Genomic DNA, 16,198 nt, shown 5'->3' with positions numbered 1-16,198 from the left:
GTCAGAGACCCTGACGGTGCCGACACCGGGGCAACCACCCGCCTGTGCGGCCGCCCCGCTGACAGGACCGCCCCCTGACACCGCCGCTCCGCGGCCGTCGCGGTGGTCCCGGCGGAGCAGCCGGGTGGATGAGTCGCTCACCGACGCCGCACCATGGGAGGCAGCAGGAGCAGGGTGAGGACGGCGAGCGCCAGGTTGCCGACCAGGGTCACCGTGAAGGCGTGGGTGTACGCCGGTCCGGACGAGGAGCCGCCCAGGGCGGTGGAGAAGACGAGCCCTAGGACGACGATCCCGAGCGACATGCCGATCTGGATGGCCGTCTCCAGGACGCCGCTGGCCGCGCCCGCGTCCTGGGCGCGCACACGCCCCAGCACGGCGCCCATGAGCGGGCTGACCCCGAGTCCCTGGCCGAAGCCGATGACGGCGAGGGAGGGCAGCAGGCTCGGTCCGGTGGTGGCGGAGCCGGTGGCCCAGACCGTACCGAGGAGGGCCAGGGTGCCCAGGACGTTGATCGTGTAGCCCACGGTGAGGGTGTGGTGGCCGAGCCGCTTCTCCAGCGCCGGCCCCAGGAGGGACGCCGCCGAGAAGGTCACGGCCAGCGGGACGAAGGTGAGGCCCGCGGCCAACGGCGTGTAACCCATCCCGTTCTGCAATTGGAGAGTGAGGACGAAGAAGAGTCCAGCGTTGCCCGCGAAGAAGGCGAGGGCGAGTGCGCTGCCCGAGGCGAAGGCGGGCAGGCGGAACAGGCCGGGGTCCACCAGCGGGCTGCCGCCGCGCGCGGCCAGACGCCGCTCCCAGCGCGTGAAAGCCGTGAGCGCGGGGGCGGACGCGGCGAGCGCGATCCAGGTCCAGGCGTGCCATCCGGTCTGCGGGCCTTCGACGAGCGGTACGAGCAGGAGCAGCAGAGCGGTGCTGAGCAGGCCGATGCCCACGACGTCGAGCGTGGCCCGGTCCGCCGTGCGCGCGACCGAGCGGGGGAGCAGTCGTGCCGCGCCCGCCAGGGTGACGAGACCGACGAGAATATTCACGAGGAACACGTTGCGCCACCCGAGACCGAAGAGGTCCATGTGGATGAGCAGCCCGCCCAGCACCTGTCCGGCGATGGAGGCGAGGCCGATGGTCGCTCCGAAGACGGCGAAGGCCCTTGCCCTGGCGCGGCCGGTGAACACGGTCTGCAGGACGGCGAGGACTTGCGGGTAGAACAGGGCGGCACCCGCCGCCTGAACGGCGCGGAAAAGGACCAGCGTCACCGGGTCGGCCGCGAGCCCGGCCGCGAGCGAACCGGCCAGGAAGACCGTCGTACCGGTCAGGAACAGGCGTCGCACTCCGAACAGGTCACCCAGCCGGCCGCCCGTGACCAGCAGCAGTCCGTACACGAGGACGTAGCCGCTGACCGCGAGTTCCGTCTGCGCGTAGGTGGCCGCCAGCTCTTGGCGGATCGAGGGGACGGCGACGTTGACGATGAACGAGTCCATGATCGCCATGAAGGTGCCGGCCATCACCACGAGCAGCGTCCACCACGGGTGCCGGGCCCGCCCCGCCGGGTGGTGCTCCGACGCGCGCGGCACGGTGCCTGCCGCGGAGTCCATGACATCCGTCATCGGTATTTCAACTCCAGATCGTTCTCTTCAGGGGACTCCTTCATGCTTGTGCCGGGAGTGACCTGCAACAACGCCGATCGGCGCAACGAACGATAAGCTGGACTTATGGACGGGATGCGTCTGCCCGAGCGGCACGAACTGGAGACGTTCCTCGTACTGGCCGAGGAACTCCACTTCGGCCGGACGGCCGAACGCCTGCTGGTCTCCCAGGCCCGGGTCAGTCAGACGGTCAAGAAGCTGGAGCGGCGCATCGGCGCCCCCCTGTTCGAGCGGACCAGCCGCCGCGTGGCCCTCACGCCCCTCGGTGCGGCACTGCGCGCCGACCTCGAGCCCCTGTGCGTGGCCCTCGCCGAAGCCGTGGCCAGGGCGAGCGACACGGCCCGGGGTATGGCAGGCGTGCTGCGCGTCGGGTTCCTCGGCATCGGCGCGGGTGTGCTCAACACGGCGTTGGTCGACGCCTTCCGCATCCGCTGCCCCGGCTGCGAGGTCGACCTGCGCGAGATCCATTTCGCGGACCCGCTGGGGCCGCTGCGCTCCGGCGAGGTGGACGTCCTGCTGCACCGGCTGCCCGTGGCGGAACCCGACCTGACGGTGGGCCCCGTGGTGCTGTCGGAGCCCTTCGTCCTCGCCGTTCCCACCGGTCACGCCCTCGCCCGTCGCGAGACCGTACGTCTGGAGGACCTGGCGCACACGACCGTGTTCGGCGTCGCGGGCGTCGCACCGGACTACTGGTGGGACTTCCACGTCCCCCGCTCCACCCCCTCTGGCACTCCCGTCCCCCGAGGCCGCGACGTCACCACCTTCCAAGAACTCCTCGCCCTGATCGCCCAGGGCCAGGGCGTCTCCCCGATGGCCGCGCACGTCACCCGTTACCACGGCCGACCGGGCATCACCTACGTCCCGATCGAGGACGCGCCCCTGACCGAGGTGGCATTGGTGTGGCGCACCGCGGCGTACACCGCCCGCGTCCGGGCCTTCGCCGACGCCGCCCGCGACGCCGTCCACGCCAACAGCGGACCCGCGGCCTTCTGAGGCCCGCTCCCCGCCCGCCCGCACCGGCCGCTGCCCGGGCACGCCGATGCCGATTCCGACTTCCGGCACCGGCGCTCTGCGCTGCGACAAGAGGGCGGAAAGAGGGAGTGGCGGGCGCGCGGGCTGCCGACGGCGAGCCCGTGGCCCCGCCCCCACCCCCGGGAGATCGTCCCCACTGGGCGGTGGCCTCTCAGTGTCGCCGACCACCGGCCGCAGCAGCATGGTTCACGCGGTCCCTCACACCCCCGTGCGCGGAACCTGTGAAGCTGTGATGGCGGACATGGACGAGCCTGGAGCAGTAGGACGCCCACGACACCTTGAGGGCGGGCGGGAAGAGACGCAGCCGTTCGCGCTGTCCGCTGTCCGCTGTCCGCAGACGCATCCGTGTCGAGGACCATTTGGCCAAAAGCGTGTGGGCGCTCGCCCCGACCTTCAGCCCCCGGCTGCGAGGCCTGCCCGAGGCGACCGAGGTCGCGCCCCGGGGCGCTGACCGCCTACCGGGGATGGCTCACCACCACTTTGAATGATTTCGAGGAGAACCCCCACGCCGACAACTTGGGGACTGCTCCTGCACCGCGTGGCCGTTGCTCCCGTATCCGCCTATCCGCCTATCCGCCTATCCGCCGGAACGCATCCGGAACATGGCACGCCAGGAGTGGGACCGCACGGGCACCCTGGGGAAGGTGCTGCGCGCACGGCACCGCGACCTCCCGCCGGCCGTCTCTCCGGTGACGCAGTTGAACAGGTGGCCCGACAGGACGCCGCCGAACGGGAGATGCGGGGCTTCCTGGCCGAGCGGAGGCGGCTCCGGGATCCACAGGACCTGGGGCGCTACCGGTGCGTCTCCCGATGCTTGCCCAGCTGGCGCCGTTGACGTGGCACGGTGTGTGCGACGATCTGACCGCCCTCTCGCTTAAAGGACTCGCCCTCAACGAGGGCTGCGCCTTCCAACAAGAGGACTTGCTGATCTCGGTAGGGCTGTTTGACGACGCCCCGCACAGCGCGTTGACGATCGTCGAGTTCCTCCGCCTGCGAGTTGTGCGGGCGGAGGTCGACATAGGTCTCGCGACGGGCCAACCCGGCTCTGAACGGCCTCTGGTGCTGATGGACCGCCGGACCGCCTGGGAGGAGGCGGTGTTCTACGCGGGCAACCCCGGCCGGGCGCTCAGCCACCACGTCGGGAAGTCGCAGATAAACGAGTTGATCGCGCACTTGCCGAGCGACGTCGACCTCAGGGACCTCCACCGCCGCCTGGGCAGGAGGGAAACGTCCGCCGGCGCTGCGCCGTTGGGAGCTGACCGCTCGACGCGACCACCTCGACCGCGCCGACACCTCCCTGTTCAGCCCGGCACGACGTCGTAGACCCGCATCCAGTGGCCCATCTCGACGATAGGCGGCAGCAGCCGTCATCACCCGCGTCAACAACGCCGCGGGTCAATACGCCTAGGACGTGTTGGAAGTTCGGATCATGTGGCTGAGGCGATGTGCTTCAGCCACATGATTGATTCTCGGAGGTGAAGTCCTGCCTCGAAGCTCTCGGGAGATTTGTCGTAACGAGTGGCGAGTCCGCGCCGGATCTTGATCTTCTGGAAGCAGCGCTCGACGGTGTTGCGCTGCCGGTACCGCTGCGGGTCGAAGGCCACGGGGCGGCCGCATGCCGAGCCCTGCCTCCGCCGGTTCGCGGCCCGGTCGGTCTTCTCCGGGATGACTGCGGTGATCCCGCGTCCGCGCAGGTAGGCGCGGTTGGCCTGGAGGAGTAGGCCCGGTCGGCGGCCACCGCACCGGGCCGGGTGCGCGGACGGCAGCGGGGGCCGGGGACCCGGATCCGTTCGAGGACCGCCTGGAACTGCGGGCAGTCCGCCGCCAGGCCCGGGGGCCGGACAAACACCAGCGGCAGCCCCGCCGCATCGACCGCGGTGTGGACCTTGCTGCTCAGCCCGCCTCTGGACCGGCCCAGTCCGGCGGCCTTCGCCCGTGCCCGCCGACGCCGCCGAGTCGCAGCACGGTCACCGCCCGCCTCCTCCTCGGTGCCCGCACCGGATGCGGACCGCGGTGCAGCACCCTCCAGACCGGTCCCTGCTCCGAGAGCGGAACCCCCCTTCCTCGGTCACAGCCTGTTCGAGGGCATTCAGGGTCTCTCCGGCGACCGCCAGTGCGGCCGACTCGTGATGGGCCCGCACGATCGTGGAATCCACACTGACCAGTTCCAGGCCGACCCGTCCACGCATCGCCGCCTCGACGATCAGGCCATCCATCAGCGCCTGGAACACCCCGGCTTTCGAACAGGCGTTGAACTGCGAGTACACCGTCGACCAGGAGCCGTAACGCTCCGGGACGTCACGCCAGCCGCAGCCGGTACGAAACCGCCACAACACCCCGTTGAACTGGTCCCGCACCCGCCGGGGCAGCGGACCCGTCGCCGCCACCGGCAGAAACTCCTCGACCAACTCCCACTCGGCATCCGTCACATCGAAACGCGCCACACCTGAGTTCCACCAGCCCCACCGAACCGAACCCATCAGCGAGCGTCACGACGATCCGAACCTCGAACAGGTCCTAGTGCTCCAGCCGTAGATCGTCATGGGTTCTGGTCTTGTGGTTGTCTGCCGCTGGGGAAACTCAGGTGGCATCAACTTGTCATCTGGGTAGAGTCGGGCGGTGCCCGAGCTGGAGCAGTTGGATGCTTGCCATGCCCCGGCGGTCCTGGCCTTCGAGCTGGCGAACCGTGCCTACTTCGCTGCCTCGGTCTCCGACCGGGGTGACGAGTTCTTCGATCAGTTCTCCGACCGGCATAGCGCCTTGCTGGCTGAGCAAGCGGCCGGCATCTGCGCCTTCTACGTGCTGGTCGCCGAGGACGGCTCGGTGCTGGGCCGGTTCAACCTGTACGACTTCGAGAACGGCACTGCCGACCTCGGTTACCGGGTCGCGCAACACGTCGCCGGCCGCGGCGTAGCGACCGCGACGGTGCGGAAGCAGTGCCGACTGGCCCCCGCACGGCACGGGCTGCGCACACTTCGGGCAGCCACCGCCCATGCCAACGCCGCGTCCCAGAAGGTGCTGGCCAAGGCCGGGTTCGTCCCGGTCGGCCCGGCAGACCCGGCCGACGTCGGCGGTGAACCAGGCATCTGGTATCAGCGCGATCTGGTGCACGAGCCGTAGTCCGTGATCTTGTGTGTGGACCGGCTGCGGGTGGGCTGCGGCCGTCGCTGATCATCGGTGTGTGAGGACGGCAAATGGTGCGGTGGCCGCGGGTCACAGAGCAGACCCTGCCCGCTGGCACGAGGTCTTCGCGGCACTGATGAGCCGGATGGCGGGCCGCTTGCGCCGGGTTGAACCCCGTCGCCGGGTGAGGGACTTGGTGCTCGGGCTGCTGTCGGATCTGCCGCGCAAGAACTGCTGGAGCACCGCCGGGTGGGCCGGGTCCAGACGGCATGCAGTACTTGCTTGGCCGGGCCCAGTGCGATGCCGACCGGGTGCGTGATGACATGTGTGAGTACGTGCTGGAGTGCCTGGGTGACGAAGATGCGGTGTTGGTGGTCGACGAGACCGGCGATGTGAAGAGAGGCACCCACACGGTCGGCGTCTAGGTTCTGTCGTGAAATGTCGTGCCCGTGTCAGGAGCGAGGCGAGAGTGACGGCTGCTTCGCCGGTACGATCCCTCAGTTTTGTGACAGTGGGCTGAGAGACAGTGTGATTTTCGGTGTGGGTGGTCTTTGGCCTGGCCGTGGGGAAACGTCGGTCGCGGCCGTGGATCGTGTCGGATGAACTGTGGTTGCTCATCGGGCCGTTGCTGCCGGAGCCGGGATCGAAGTTGGTGGAGGGCCGGCCGTGTGTGCCGGACCGACAGGTGTCGTGCGGGATTCTGTTCGTCCCGCGTACCGGCATCCAGTGGGAGTACCTGCCCCAGGAACTGGGTTTCGGCTCGGGGATGACGTGCTGGCGGCGTCCGGCCGCGTGGAACGGGGCCGGGGTCTGGGAGAAGCTGCACGTGGTGCTGCTGAAGAAGCTGCGGGCGGCGAAGAAGCTGGACCGGTCGCGGGCGGTGATCGACTCCTCCCGCGTCCGGGCGGCACGGCGCGGCCCAGAAGCGGGCCCAGCCCGGTCGACCGCGCACGGCCGGGCAGCAAGCACCACGGCCTCACCGACGCACAGGGCATCCCGCTCGCAGTGTCGCTGACCGGCGGGAACCGTAACGGCGTCACGCAGTTGCTGTCCTTGCTGGACAAGGTTCCGGCCGTGGCCGGCGTCGTCGGTCGGCCCGGACGCCGGCCCGACGCGCTCCTCGCAGACCGCGGCTACGACTACGACAAGTACCGGCGCCTGCTGTGGCAACGCGGCATCCGCCCCGTCATCGCCGAACGAGGCCAGCCGCACGGCTCCGGCCTGGGCATCTTCCGTTACGTGATCGAGCGGACGATCGCCTGGCTGCACGGCTTCCGCCGACTGCGCATCCGCTGGGAACGACGCGACGACATCCACGAAGCCTTCCTCGGCCTCGCCACCTGCCTGATCACCCACCGCCACGTCCAACGCCTTTGTTAGGAACTCTAAGGCGTAGGAGCGCTCAACTCGCACTCTGCAGACGATCGGCGGCAGCATCTCCGCCCAGCAGGAGCCCTTGAACCAAAGAGCACCGCTTCTCCGGCGAGATCGAGGTGGCCGGCCCCGGCGACACCTGTTTCCGTGATGCTTACCCCACGTTCGGGGCGCTCTGCTGTCAGTGCCGCCAACTACCCTCGGCTTATGACGAGTACGCAAGGCTACAACGAACGGGCTGGACAGGCCCTGCTGAACATGTACCGCTCGTGAGCAGCGGAGGCGGGCATTCGGGCGCTGCAATCCGCGACGCCTACGCTGACTTGTTCGAGAGCTCTGATGCCGACTTTGGGGCTGCGGCGGCCAGCGGCAACACCCAGGGGATGGTCACCGCGCGGGACGCCACGCTGAAGGAATCGGCGGAGCTGCTTCAGGCGAACGCGCGGATCGGGTTGGGGCTGCTCGCCACCGTCGTGAACCTGACGGGCATGACGCCGGAGGAGACGATCCGTAAGGCGCGGCAGCTGGCTGCGGAGAACACGGGCTGAGCGCGGTAGAGCACGGGCATCCTGGTTATGCCGCTCTCGCAGCGCTGCCACAGTAGCCGCATGCGCGGGTGCCCCCGGCAACCGTGGTCTTCGCCGCAGTAGGTGGAGCCGGTACACAGCGAGGTGATCAAGAACAGCGCGCTCGGATTCAGCGCCAGATCACGTGCTGTAGATCGCGCGCACTCCATCCAAACGGATGCGGTAGCGGAGATACTTTCCCCCGCGCTTGAGCCACATACGGGCCGGTGAGGATGCTGTGGGTGCCGATGCGGCGCCCGATGACGTGTGGTGTGCCGTGGACTATCTCCGGGCCGTGCTGCCAGGTTGCGCGGCCGTTGCCGTCCCAGGTGAGTTCGAAGACGCCGGGTGCGAGGCGTACGCCCTTACTGCGGAGGCTGGCGCGGAAGGGGTGTCCGGCGCGGAGGTCGTCGACGAAGGCGGTGACCGCCTGGCGGAAGGCGCGGCGCTGTTCGGGGGTGAGGCGGTGGTGGTCGGTGGTGAAGCGCGGCAGGGCCTCGTACGTGGGCACGGTGGATCTCCAGGACGCACGAAGCCCCCGGCCGGAGTCGGCCGGGGGCGGTGGTGGTTGGTCGTGTGAAGGGCGTCGGTGACGCCATGCGCTCAGCGGTGGTGGACGGTCAGGGTGGTGCGGGGGAGTGCGCTGGTTGTCGTTGGAGTCGTCTCGGGTCGGATGCCGGTGTGGTCGGGGCGCAGTAATCGCACGGCCGGGGTCAGAGGCCGTAGCGGTCGTTCATGAGGTCGTTCCACCTCTGCGCGTTGGGCAGGTCGTTGGCGCAGGCGTTGCAGTGGGGCCGGTAGTCGGTCCTGGGGGAGTAAGGCACGTTCGAGCGGACGACAACGGACGGGCGCAGCGTGAGGGGCCGGCCGCACAGCGGGCAGAGGTCTCCGTGGAGCAGTTCGCGGTTCATGCGGCGCACTGTGCACAGGCTGACGGCTTACCGTCTCGGGCTGGTGTGGCGGCCCGCCTGGCGGGCGCCACGGTAAAGATCTGGTGATGGCCTCTCGCCCGGCGGGACCGGCCCCGGATCGGCCTTCTGTGCAGGTCAAAGCCGGTGTTCCATGGCCCGGTGATCAGCAAATCGGAGGTCCGTCCCGGTGACGGGTGGCGGTACTACTTCCGCGGCGTGATGGTCGGTGATGGCCACCGCCCCGCGGGCACGCCGCTGCGCGCCGCCCAGGACGAAGCCGGTGTCCCGCCCGGGATCTGGAGGGGTCAGGGCCTGGCCGCGGTCGGCCTCACGGACGGGGAGATGGTGAGCGAGCGGCAGGCCGAGCTGCTCCTGGGGGAAGGCCGGGCACCCGGACGCCGACCGGATCGAGCGGGAGCGCCTGGAGGCGGGCGACGATCCGGCGACGGCCCGGCGGGCGAGCGTGCTGGGCAGGCCCATCGAGCACAACCGGTCGGCGAAGACGGAGAAGGCCAAGGAGCGCACTCCCTGGTTGGGCATGGACCTCACCTTCCGGCCGCCGCCGACGGCCCACATCGCGTGGGCGCTGATGGATGACGAGCACCGTCTGGTGCTGGAGTCGTGCCAGGACACCGCCGTGGGCAAGACGCTGAAGTGGCTGGGGGAGTCGGTCGCGCAGATCCGCTGGAAGGCCGGCGGGAAGCAGCGCGCCACGGTGAAGGACGGGCTGATCGTCGCGGTGTTCCGGCACTACGAGTCCTGGGCCGCCGAATCGAAGCCGCTGCTCCACAATCACGCCGTGGTGTCGATCCGGGCCCGGCGCCCGGACGGGACGTGGGGCAACGTGTCGGCGGACTCGCTGCTCGCCCACATCGTCGCGGCCGACACCCTCTACCTCCTCTACTTCATGGAGGAGGTGTCCATCCGGCTCGGGTGGGCGTGGGAGCCGCGCGAGGTGACGCCGGGGCGCCGTCCCGTCATGGAGATCGCGGGGGTGCCGCACGGGCTGATCGGCTGGATGTCGAAGCGCGGCCAGGAGATCGACCTGTGTCGCCAGGACATGGAGCACGAGTACGTCACCGCCGTCGACGAGGACGGCAACCTCAAGTGCGGGCCCGTCGTCTCCGAACAGGCCCGCACCAAGCTGAACCGGATCGCCGCCCGCAAGACCCACCCGCTGGACGGTCTCCTGCTGGACATCCAGGGCTGGCGCACCGAGGAGGTCGACGACGGCGCCGCCCTGGCCACCGAGCTCGGCCGATGGCCCGGCGGCCGCGCCCTATACGAGTGCGGGTGCCGATCGGGGAACATCAGGCGCCAGCCGTGTTGCGTCGCCTGGGCGGTGAGCTCCTCGACGGCAGCGACGTCTTCGACGTGGAACGCCAGGTGGTTCAGCCCAGGGTGGCGGCGGTCGTGCCGGTTGGCGGTGAGGTCCGGGGACTGCTCGAGGACGAGGTAGGTCGGCCCGAGCAGCCAGCTGCGGCCGGCGTCCCAGCTCTGGGACACGGTGTAGCCGAGGGTCTCCATCAGCCAGCCGAGCGAGGTGAGTGCGCGGTCGAGGTCGGGCACCCAGATCTCGACGTGGTGCAGGGCACCGTGCGCCGGACGGTTCACGCGGCCACCGCCTTGGGACGCTCGACCAGCTGACCGCGTTCGAACCGGGCTTCGGCGCGGACGAGCGGGACGAGGTGGGCGCCGTTGACCGCGCGCCGGCGGGCCTGGGCCGATTCGACGAGCTTGAACAGCACCGCGAGAGCGGCGGCCCGCGAGCCCGCGCCCCGGATGACCTTCGTGCGGAGGCGGACGGTGGAGAAGGTCGACTCGATGGGAAGGAGACCCGCCGCCGGGAGAAGCAGCGGTCAGGCCGCGCAGAAGGCGGTGCACCATCCGGTGCGCACCTGGTGTAGGGCGAAGTCTCACCGACGAGCTCTGGCAGCACCTTCTCTGGCAGAGGCTCGAATCCGACTGTATCGACGAACTACGCCCGGACGGGCCGGTCAATAGCACCGGCGTGATCAGGTCAACCTACGTGTGTGGTTCTTTCGTCATGCGAAACCTTGTCACCCGGCAACGATCTCCCTTGTCCATAGATGCCCCATGCGGGGAGATTTGCGGAGTGGTGGAAGCGGGAAACGGTCTGGCTGGTTCCGCGCCGTGTGGATCATGCGTTCGAGGGCAGCGCGGCCGCCGGCGTGGAGGTTTCGTGGCAGCGTGTGCACGCCACGTGACCGCTGGGGCCGCGGTGGTTGTTTCCCGTGGGGGGAATTCATGCGTTCACGTGCTTCGGGCACGTCTCTTCGGCGTGCCCGCAGGTCGTCCCGATACGGCCTGGTTGCCGCGGTGGCGGCCCTGTCGCTGGCCGCGTCGGTAGTACCGGCCCTGGCCGATCCGGGCACCGTTGATCCGGGTGCTGCCGATCCGGGGCCGGTTTCGGTGTGGGGGAAGACGGACGGGCCGCGCCTCGGGGTGCCGCCGGTCAAGGTCGGCTCCAACCGGCCGGTGCCCAACGAGGCGGAAGCCCCCGACACGCCCGGGGAGAGGGCCTGGGAAGAAGCTCGGAAGAGCCGCGTCCGCCCTTCGGCCGCCGAGAAGTCGGCTCGTTCGACTCCGGCATCTGCCGCGCAGAGCGACAGTGGCGAGCCGGTCACTGTGCCCGGGGGTCAGGGTGCGGTTCCGTGGCACCAGATCACCAACTTCCGCATCACCGACTCGCTGGTGGGCCGGATCAATCTGTCGACCGGCAATCTGATGCTGGCTGCGACGGACTTCGAGGTCGCCGGTGTGGGGCAGAAGCTGCGACTGGCTCGTACCTACAACTCCTTCGACGGCGCCGGCGGCCTGGTCTCGCCGCGCTGGTGGCAGGAGTACGAGCGCTCCTTCTGGCGCTCGGAGAACGAGGTCGTCCTCACCGACTCCACCGGCGCCACCCTGCGCTTCACCAAGGCGTCCGACGGCTCCTTCACCACGCCCAAGGGCTATGCGAAGGACCTGAAAGAGAACGCCGACTACACCTTCACGCTGACCGACCGCAAGTCCGGGACCCAGGACACCTACGACGCCAACGGCGTGCTGACCAAGGTCACCGACCGGAACAAGGGCACGATCACCGTCGAGCACCGCGAAGGCGGCTTCAAACTCACCGAGACCCGCTCCGGGCGCTGGATCGACCTCACCCACACCGACGAGAACCACCTGACGGCCAAGGACCACACCGGCCGCACCGCCTCCTACGAACTCGACGGCGACGGCAACCTCTCGCGCACCACCGACACCGCCGGCAAGACCACGCTTTACGCCCACGACGCCGACGGCCGCATCGCGAAGATCACCACCCCCGACGGGCGGGTGACGGTCTTCACCTACGACGCCCACAACCGGGTCCGCTCCATGCTGCGGGCCACCGGGTTCAACGCCTCCGGTCACACGGGCCCGACCTACACCTACGCCTACTCCAATACCGACCCCCAGGCGGCAGGCACTACGACGGTCACGGACCCGGAGAACCACGCCACCAAGTACGAGCACGACAAGGACGGCCGGGTCACCAAGACCACCGACGCCCTGACCCACTCCCGCTCCAAGACGTTCGACGCCAACCACAACATCCAGACGGCGACCGACGCGATGGGCACCGGTACGGGCGGCACCGGCGGGAACGTGACGGCGTATGGCTGGGACGGGCGTAACAACCCCACTTCGACCAAGCTGCCCACCGGGGCGACGGCCGCCATGACCGGCTATCAGACCATCGCCGGCGCGGACCTGCCCGGTTCGATGACGACGGCGGACGACGAGAAGACCGACTACACCTACGACGCGGCCGGCAACACCACCTCCGTCGCGATCACCGGCACCGGAGGTGGCAAGCAGACCTTCGAGCACAACAAGGCCACCCCCACCTGCGGCGGCTTCGAGGGCCAGCGCTGCAAGGCCACGACCAAACTGTCCGACAGCAAGTCGGTGTCCACTTCGTTCACCTACGACGCCAAGGGCAACCTGACGAAGGTCACCCCGCCCGCCCCGCTGGGCACCACCACCTACACCTACGACCAGCTCGGTCGCCCCGAGACCGTCACCGACGGCCGCGGCATCAAGACCACCTACACCTACGACGCCCGCGACCGCGTCGTACAGGTCTCCACCCCCACCACCACGGTCGTCTACGTCTATGACGGCGACGGCAACCTCGTCCGGCGCACCGACGGCTCCGGGATCACCTCCTACGCTTTCGATCCGCTCTCCCGCGAAACCGTCCGCACCCTGCAGGACGGCTCGCAGACCCAGCTCACCTACACCCCCGCGGGCAACGTCGACACCTACACCGACCCGGCCGGCACCACCGACTACACCTACAACGAGGTCAACAAGCTCACCGAGCTGAAGGACCCCGCGGGCAAGGTCACGAAGTACGCGTACGACAACAACGACACCCGCACCAAGACCACCTACCCCGGCGGCACGGTGCAGAGCGTCACCCCGGACAAGTCCAGCCGTCCCGAGAAGATCAAGACGACCTCGCCGCAAGGCACCCTGGTCGACCTGACCTACTCCTACGCCAACGGCACCAAGGACGGCGGCAAGATCCGCACCAAGACCGACGCGGTCGGCGGCTACAAGACCAGCTACACCTACAACAGCGCCGGCCGCTTCTCCTACGCCAAGGACGAGAAGAACGGCACGATCGCGGACTCCTGGCAGTACTGCTACGACCAGGCAGGCAACCTCACCAGCCAGGGCACCGATCCCGGCTGCCCCCGCGGCACCACCTACACCTACAACGACGCCCAGCAACTCACCGCCAAGTCCTCCACCACCGGCACCTGGTCCTACGACCAGGCCGGCAACGAGACCGCCGGCGCCTCCACCGACGACTACATCCGCACGGGGGAGTCGTACACGGACTACTCCCAGCTGAAGTCGATCACCGTGGGCGGCAAGACCTACGCGGGTCAGTACGCCTCGACCGACCAGAGCGAGCGCATCAAGCTCGGCGACACCCTCTTCCACCACGGGCCGCTGGGCCTGTCGGCGAAGACGACCGCCGGCACCGACATGGGATTCAACCGGGAACCCGGGGGCACCCTCAACTCCATGACGGCCGGGGGCAAGTCCTACTACTACCTGACCGACGCGCTCGGCAGCGTCGTCGCCCTGGCCGACGGCGACGGCAACAAAGTCAACACCTACACCTACAGCCCCCGCGGCGTGCGCCTGCTCGCGCGTTCCAGCGAACCGGTCGCCCAGCCCTACCGGTTCGCCGGCGGCTACCAGGACCCCACCGGCCTCTACCACCTCGCCGCCCGCTACTACGACGCCAACATCGGCCGCTTCACCCAGCCCGACCCCTCCGGCCAGGAAACCAACCCCTACCTGTATGCCGAAGGCGACCCCGTCAACCGCATCGACCCCACCGGACTCTTCAGTGTCGGAGACGTCACCGGCATCGGGGACTGGGCGGGTCTCGCTTATGACACCTTGACGGGCGATACAGAAGGTGCCAACGCCACCAAGATGGGCATTCTGGCGGGCATCGGTGTGGAGGGGCTCTGCATGGCTGGGGCCGCGGCAGGAACCTTCGCCACCCTTGGCGTCTCACTCGGCGCCGGGTTCACCGGATGCTCCGTCGTGGCCGCAGGAGCCGCCGGAGCGACGACCGCCGCTTACAGCTGATCCAAAAGCCGGGGGGCGGGATGCGTATCCCGCCCCCCGGAGGACAGGAGTTATCAATGCGTATTTCCCTCATGATTGGCTCAGCGTTTATAGCGCTGCTTTGCGGCGTCGCTCTGCTCTATTTCGGCGTGAAGGATGCAGGCGACGGGGAGGCGCGGGCGGTGCTGCCCATTGCCATCGGTGCAGTTCTGGCTGTTGGCGGCCTCTACTTCCTGCGTAAAGGGTCCACGCGATGACACTCTCAGTGATCATGCCATCCTTTGCTGCCGAACTCCCGACTTGGGGCATCGCCCTGGTCTTCGGGGTCTTTGTCGTGGCGGTTCTAATTGTCGTGTCCCGCCGTCGGTAACCGACGTCCTGCTTGACGGCGCCGACAATACCCCGGCAATCCGGGCTTTACTTTATCTGCCTTTACACCGACGCCGACTTCTCCTTCGGGCGCAGTGCGGCGAGCGGCGAGCGCCGGCCCTTCTCGACCTGGCGGAGCTCCTCCCAGTCGACCTCGGGGTGCGCGCCGGAGAGGGCGCCGACGTCGGCGGTGCGGTAGAGCGGGACCTGGACCGCTCCGGCCCGAGAGGTGCCGTATTCCACCTCGGCCCACTCCGCAGGCCGGAGCCACGTCAGCTTGACCATCCAGTCGAACTCCACCCTCCTCACCCGCAGACGGTCGGCGGCCTGGTCGGGGCCGAGCGGGGTGTCCGCGGCGGCGAGCCCGGCCAGGTCCCCTCGCGCGCAGAACTCGGCGACCTGGCCGGGGTGGTGCAGGGTGCCCTTCGGGTTGCTGGACAGGTCGGCCAGCAGGCCGCGGGTGATGAACCGGCGGACCACGAAGGAGGTGACCGACGCCTTCTCGCTCATCTTGTTCGGCGTGCCGAGCGCGGCGGCGATCCGGTCCGCCGCCTCCCGGCCCGAGATCGGCTCCTCGCTCATCGCGGCCCGTACGGCGTCGGCGTCCAGCGCCTCGACGGCCTCCCGCGACCACTGCCCCGGCGGGAGGTCGGGGGGCCGGTATGGCGTAGCTGTTGGTGTGCTTATTGATCTTGATTGTGGCTTGCTGTTGTTCAGTTGTACTGGGTGGTAGTTCTGGTCAGTCGGTGAGGCTCATGCGGAATCGAGTGTCCGGTGCTGGGGGTGTGTGGGTTGAGCTGGTTGTTTGGTGTTGCTCAGTGTGCTGGGCGGGGTGGTGGTTTTTGCTCAGTGTGGTTGGTGCGTCTGTAGGTAGCGGTGCTGGTCGGTTGTGCGAGGGCTGGGGGGTGGGGGTGGTTCAGCGGGTGGTGAGGCGTTGCCAGAGCAGGTCGTGGGCGGCGGGGGTGCCGGTGGCGGTGATGTGCAGCCCGTCGAGGAGGTGGGCGGGGGAGAGGTGGTAGGCGGCGGCGAGGCGGGTGAGGTAGGAGGCTGCCGTTTCACGGGGCAGCGGCCTCACGCGCAGCGCGCCGGGCGGGCTGGGCCACATCGTGCCGGGCCGCGCCGCGGTCGCGGGGCGGGGCCGGGTGGGGGTGGTCACCGGCCGGGGCGGGTACGGCGGCCGGGGGCGCGGGGCCGGTAGTGCTCTTCGGCGAGGTGGTCCAGTGCGATGGTGTCCAGCAGGGTCTTGGTGATGCGCTCGGTGCCGTCGCAGATGGCTTCGATGGCGGCCTGGCGGATCAGGCGAGAGAGGCTGCCGATGCGTCCGGCGGTCCGCTCGTGCAGGTAGGGCGCCAGCCTGGGCAGGCTGCCCGGCCGGTGCGCGGTGAGGTCGAGGGCCGCCTCCAGGGCGGCGATCAGCTCGCGGAACGGCTCGCGCTGGATCCCTGCGACTTCTCACTTCGGTGTCACTGACAGTTCTCGTTTGGGTGTCACGTGTCTTTGCTGTTCTGGACGGAGAGGTGGTGACGTCGAGTGA

At 69.1% G+C, this 16,198-nt stretch carries 12 protein-coding genes and 6 pseudogenes; 9 read left to right on the top strand and 9 right to left on the bottom strand.

Annotated elements, in window-relative coordinates:
- Window positions 1–137: 137 nt before the first annotated feature.
- Entirely contained in the window at window positions 138–1,589 is a 1,452-nt protein-coding gene (locus ACIQPQ_RS26145; RefSeq protein WP_401307984.1) for an MFS transporter, read from the bottom strand.
- Window positions 1,590–1,706: 117 nt separating this feature from the next.
- Here ACIQPQ_RS26145 and ACIQPQ_RS26140 point away from each other — a divergent pair, with 117 nt between their 5' ends.
- On the top strand, window positions 1,707–2,633 hold the full coding sequence (locus tag ACIQPQ_RS26140; protein ID WP_401307981.1) for a LysR family transcriptional regulator: 927 nt from the start codon (window positions 1,707–1,709) through the stop codon (window positions 2,631–2,633).
- Window positions 2,634–3,482: 849 nt separating this feature from the next.
- Entirely contained in the window at window positions 3,483–3,995 is a 513-nt protein-coding gene (locus tag ACIQPQ_RS26135; protein WP_401307979.1) for a hypothetical protein, read from the top strand.
- A gap of 104 nt (window positions 3,996–4,099) precedes the next feature.
- On the opposite strand, the pseudogene ACIQPQ_RS26130 reads toward ACIQPQ_RS26135, so the two are convergent.
- Window positions 4,100–5,116, bottom strand: a pseudogene (locus ACIQPQ_RS26130) (IS5 family transposase).
- Window positions 5,117–5,291: 175 nt separating this feature from the next.
- Between ACIQPQ_RS26130 and ACIQPQ_RS26125 the strand changes: the two are divergent.
- The 4 genes and pseudogenes from ACIQPQ_RS26125 (at window position 5,292) to ACIQPQ_RS26110 (ending at window position 7,717) form a co-directional block, all read left to right on the top strand.
- Complete coding sequence (locus ACIQPQ_RS26125) at window positions 5,292–5,792, top strand: GNAT family N-acetyltransferase (RefSeq protein WP_401307976.1); 501 nt, start codon at window positions 5,292–5,294, stop codon at window positions 5,790–5,792.
- Between the two features lie 139 nt (window positions 5,793–5,931).
- Window positions 5,932–6,217, top strand: a pseudogene (locus tag ACIQPQ_RS26120) (transposase); the annotation flags it as partial.
- A 140-nt stretch (window positions 6,218–6,357) separates the two neighbouring features.
- Window positions 6,358–7,175, top strand: a protein-coding gene (locus ACIQPQ_RS26115; RefSeq protein WP_401308626.1) for an IS5 family transposase whose coding sequence is annotated in 2 segments (ribosomal slippage) — window positions 6,358–6,721 and window positions 6,721–7,175 — 819 coding nt in all. Because the reading frame shifts where the segments join, the coding sequence is not laid out codon by codon here.
- 263 nt (window positions 7,176–7,438) lie between these two features.
- Window positions 7,439–7,717 (top strand): hypothetical protein, encoded by a 279-nt coding sequence (locus ACIQPQ_RS26110; protein WP_401307973.1) that lies wholly within the window; start codon window positions 7,439–7,441, stop codon window positions 7,715–7,717.
- Window positions 7,718–7,865: 148 nt separating this feature from the next.
- On the opposite strand, the gene ACIQPQ_RS26105 is transcribed toward ACIQPQ_RS26110, so the two are convergent.
- Window positions 7,866–8,246, bottom strand: coding sequence for a hypothetical protein (locus ACIQPQ_RS26105; protein WP_401307970.1), 381 nt, complete (start codon window positions 8,244–8,246; stop codon window positions 7,866–7,868).
- A gap of 202 nt (window positions 8,247–8,448) precedes the next feature.
- Window positions 8,449–8,646 (bottom strand): hypothetical protein, encoded by a 198-nt coding sequence (locus tag ACIQPQ_RS26100; protein WP_401307967.1) that lies wholly within the window; start codon window positions 8,644–8,646, stop codon window positions 8,449–8,451.
- Between the two features lie 219 nt (window positions 8,647–8,865).
- Between ACIQPQ_RS26100 and mobF the strand changes: the two are divergent.
- Window positions 8,866–9,757: pseudogene (mobF, locus tag ACIQPQ_RS26095) on the top strand (MobF family relaxase); the annotation flags it as partial.
- A gap of 173 nt (window positions 9,758–9,930) precedes the next feature.
- Here the strand turns inward: mobF and ACIQPQ_RS26090 are convergent.
- A pseudogene (locus ACIQPQ_RS26090) lies at window positions 9,931–10,260 on the bottom strand (VOC family protein); the annotation flags it as partial.
- Window positions 10,257–10,475: pseudogene (locus ACIQPQ_RS26085) on the bottom strand (IS256 family transposase); the annotation flags it as partial. The pseudogenes ACIQPQ_RS26090 and ACIQPQ_RS26085, both read right to left, overlap by 4 nt.
- A gap of 820 nt (window positions 10,476–11,295) precedes the next feature.
- Here ACIQPQ_RS26085 and ACIQPQ_RS26080 point away from each other — a divergent pair.
- Window positions 11,296–14,316 (top strand): RHS repeat-associated core domain-containing protein, encoded by a 3,021-nt coding sequence (locus ACIQPQ_RS26080; RefSeq protein ID WP_401307965.1) that lies wholly within the window; start codon window positions 11,296–11,298, stop codon window positions 14,314–14,316.
- Between the two features lie 56 nt (window positions 14,317–14,372).
- A complete protein-coding gene (locus ACIQPQ_RS26075) occupies window positions 14,373–14,552 on the top strand; it encodes a sodium:neurotransmitter symporter (protein ID WP_401307962.1) in 180 nt (59 codons plus the stop codon).
- Window positions 14,553–14,727: 175 nt separating this feature from the next.
- On the opposite strand, the gene ACIQPQ_RS26070 is transcribed toward ACIQPQ_RS26075, so the two are convergent.
- The 3 genes and pseudogenes from ACIQPQ_RS26070 to ACIQPQ_RS26060 form a co-directional block, all read right to left on the bottom strand.
- On the bottom strand, window positions 14,728–15,246 hold the full coding sequence (locus tag ACIQPQ_RS26070; protein WP_401307959.1) for a hypothetical protein: 519 nt from the start codon (window positions 15,244–15,246) through the stop codon (window positions 14,728–14,730).
- A gap of 334 nt (window positions 15,247–15,580) precedes the next feature.
- The gene (locus ACIQPQ_RS26065) at window positions 15,581–15,820 is read right to left on the bottom strand and encodes a TniQ family protein (RefSeq protein ID WP_401307956.1); all 240 of its coding nucleotides are present in this window, start codon (window positions 15,818–15,820) and stop codon (window positions 15,581–15,583) included.
- A pseudogene (locus ACIQPQ_RS26060) lies at window positions 15,817–16,095 on the bottom strand (ATP/GTP-binding protein); the annotation flags it as partial. The pseudogene ACIQPQ_RS26060 and the gene ACIQPQ_RS26065, both read right to left, overlap by 4 nt.
- Window positions 16,096–16,198 lie beyond the last annotated feature (103 nt).

Source organism: Streptomyces sp. NPDC091281, assembly GCF_044757425.1.
In the GTDB taxonomy this organism is placed as follows: Bacteria; Actinomycetota; Actinomycetes; order Streptomycetales; family Streptomycetaceae; genus Streptomyces.
The sequence above is the reverse complement of the archived record's forward strand: the minus strand, read 5'-3'. Positions and strand labels throughout refer to the sequence as shown.

Bases quoted from the DNA above. Each gene is read 5' to 3' on its own strand.
- ACIQPQ_RS26145 (WP_401307984.1), bottom strand. From the start codon at position 1,589: ATGGACTCCGCGGCAGGCACCGTGCCGCGCGCGTCGGAGCACCACCCG.
- ACIQPQ_RS26140 (WP_401307981.1), top strand. From the start codon at position 1,707: ATGGACGGGATGCGTCTGCCCGAGCGGCACGAACTGGAGACGTTCCTC.
- ACIQPQ_RS26135 (WP_401307979.1), top strand. From the start codon at position 3,483: ATGCTTGCCCAGCTGGCGCCGTTGACGTGGCACGGTGTGTGCGACGAT.
- ACIQPQ_RS26100 (WP_401307967.1), bottom strand. From the start codon at position 8,646: ATGAACCGCGAACTGCTCCACGGAGACCTCTGCCCGCTGTGCGGCCGG.
- ACIQPQ_RS26075 (WP_401307962.1), top strand. From the start codon at position 14,373: ATGCGTATTTCCCTCATGATTGGCTCAGCGTTTATAGCGCTGCTTTGC.
- ACIQPQ_RS26070 (WP_401307959.1), bottom strand. From the start codon at position 15,246: ATGAGCGAGGAGCCGATCTCGGGCCGGGAGGCGGCGGACCGGATCGCC.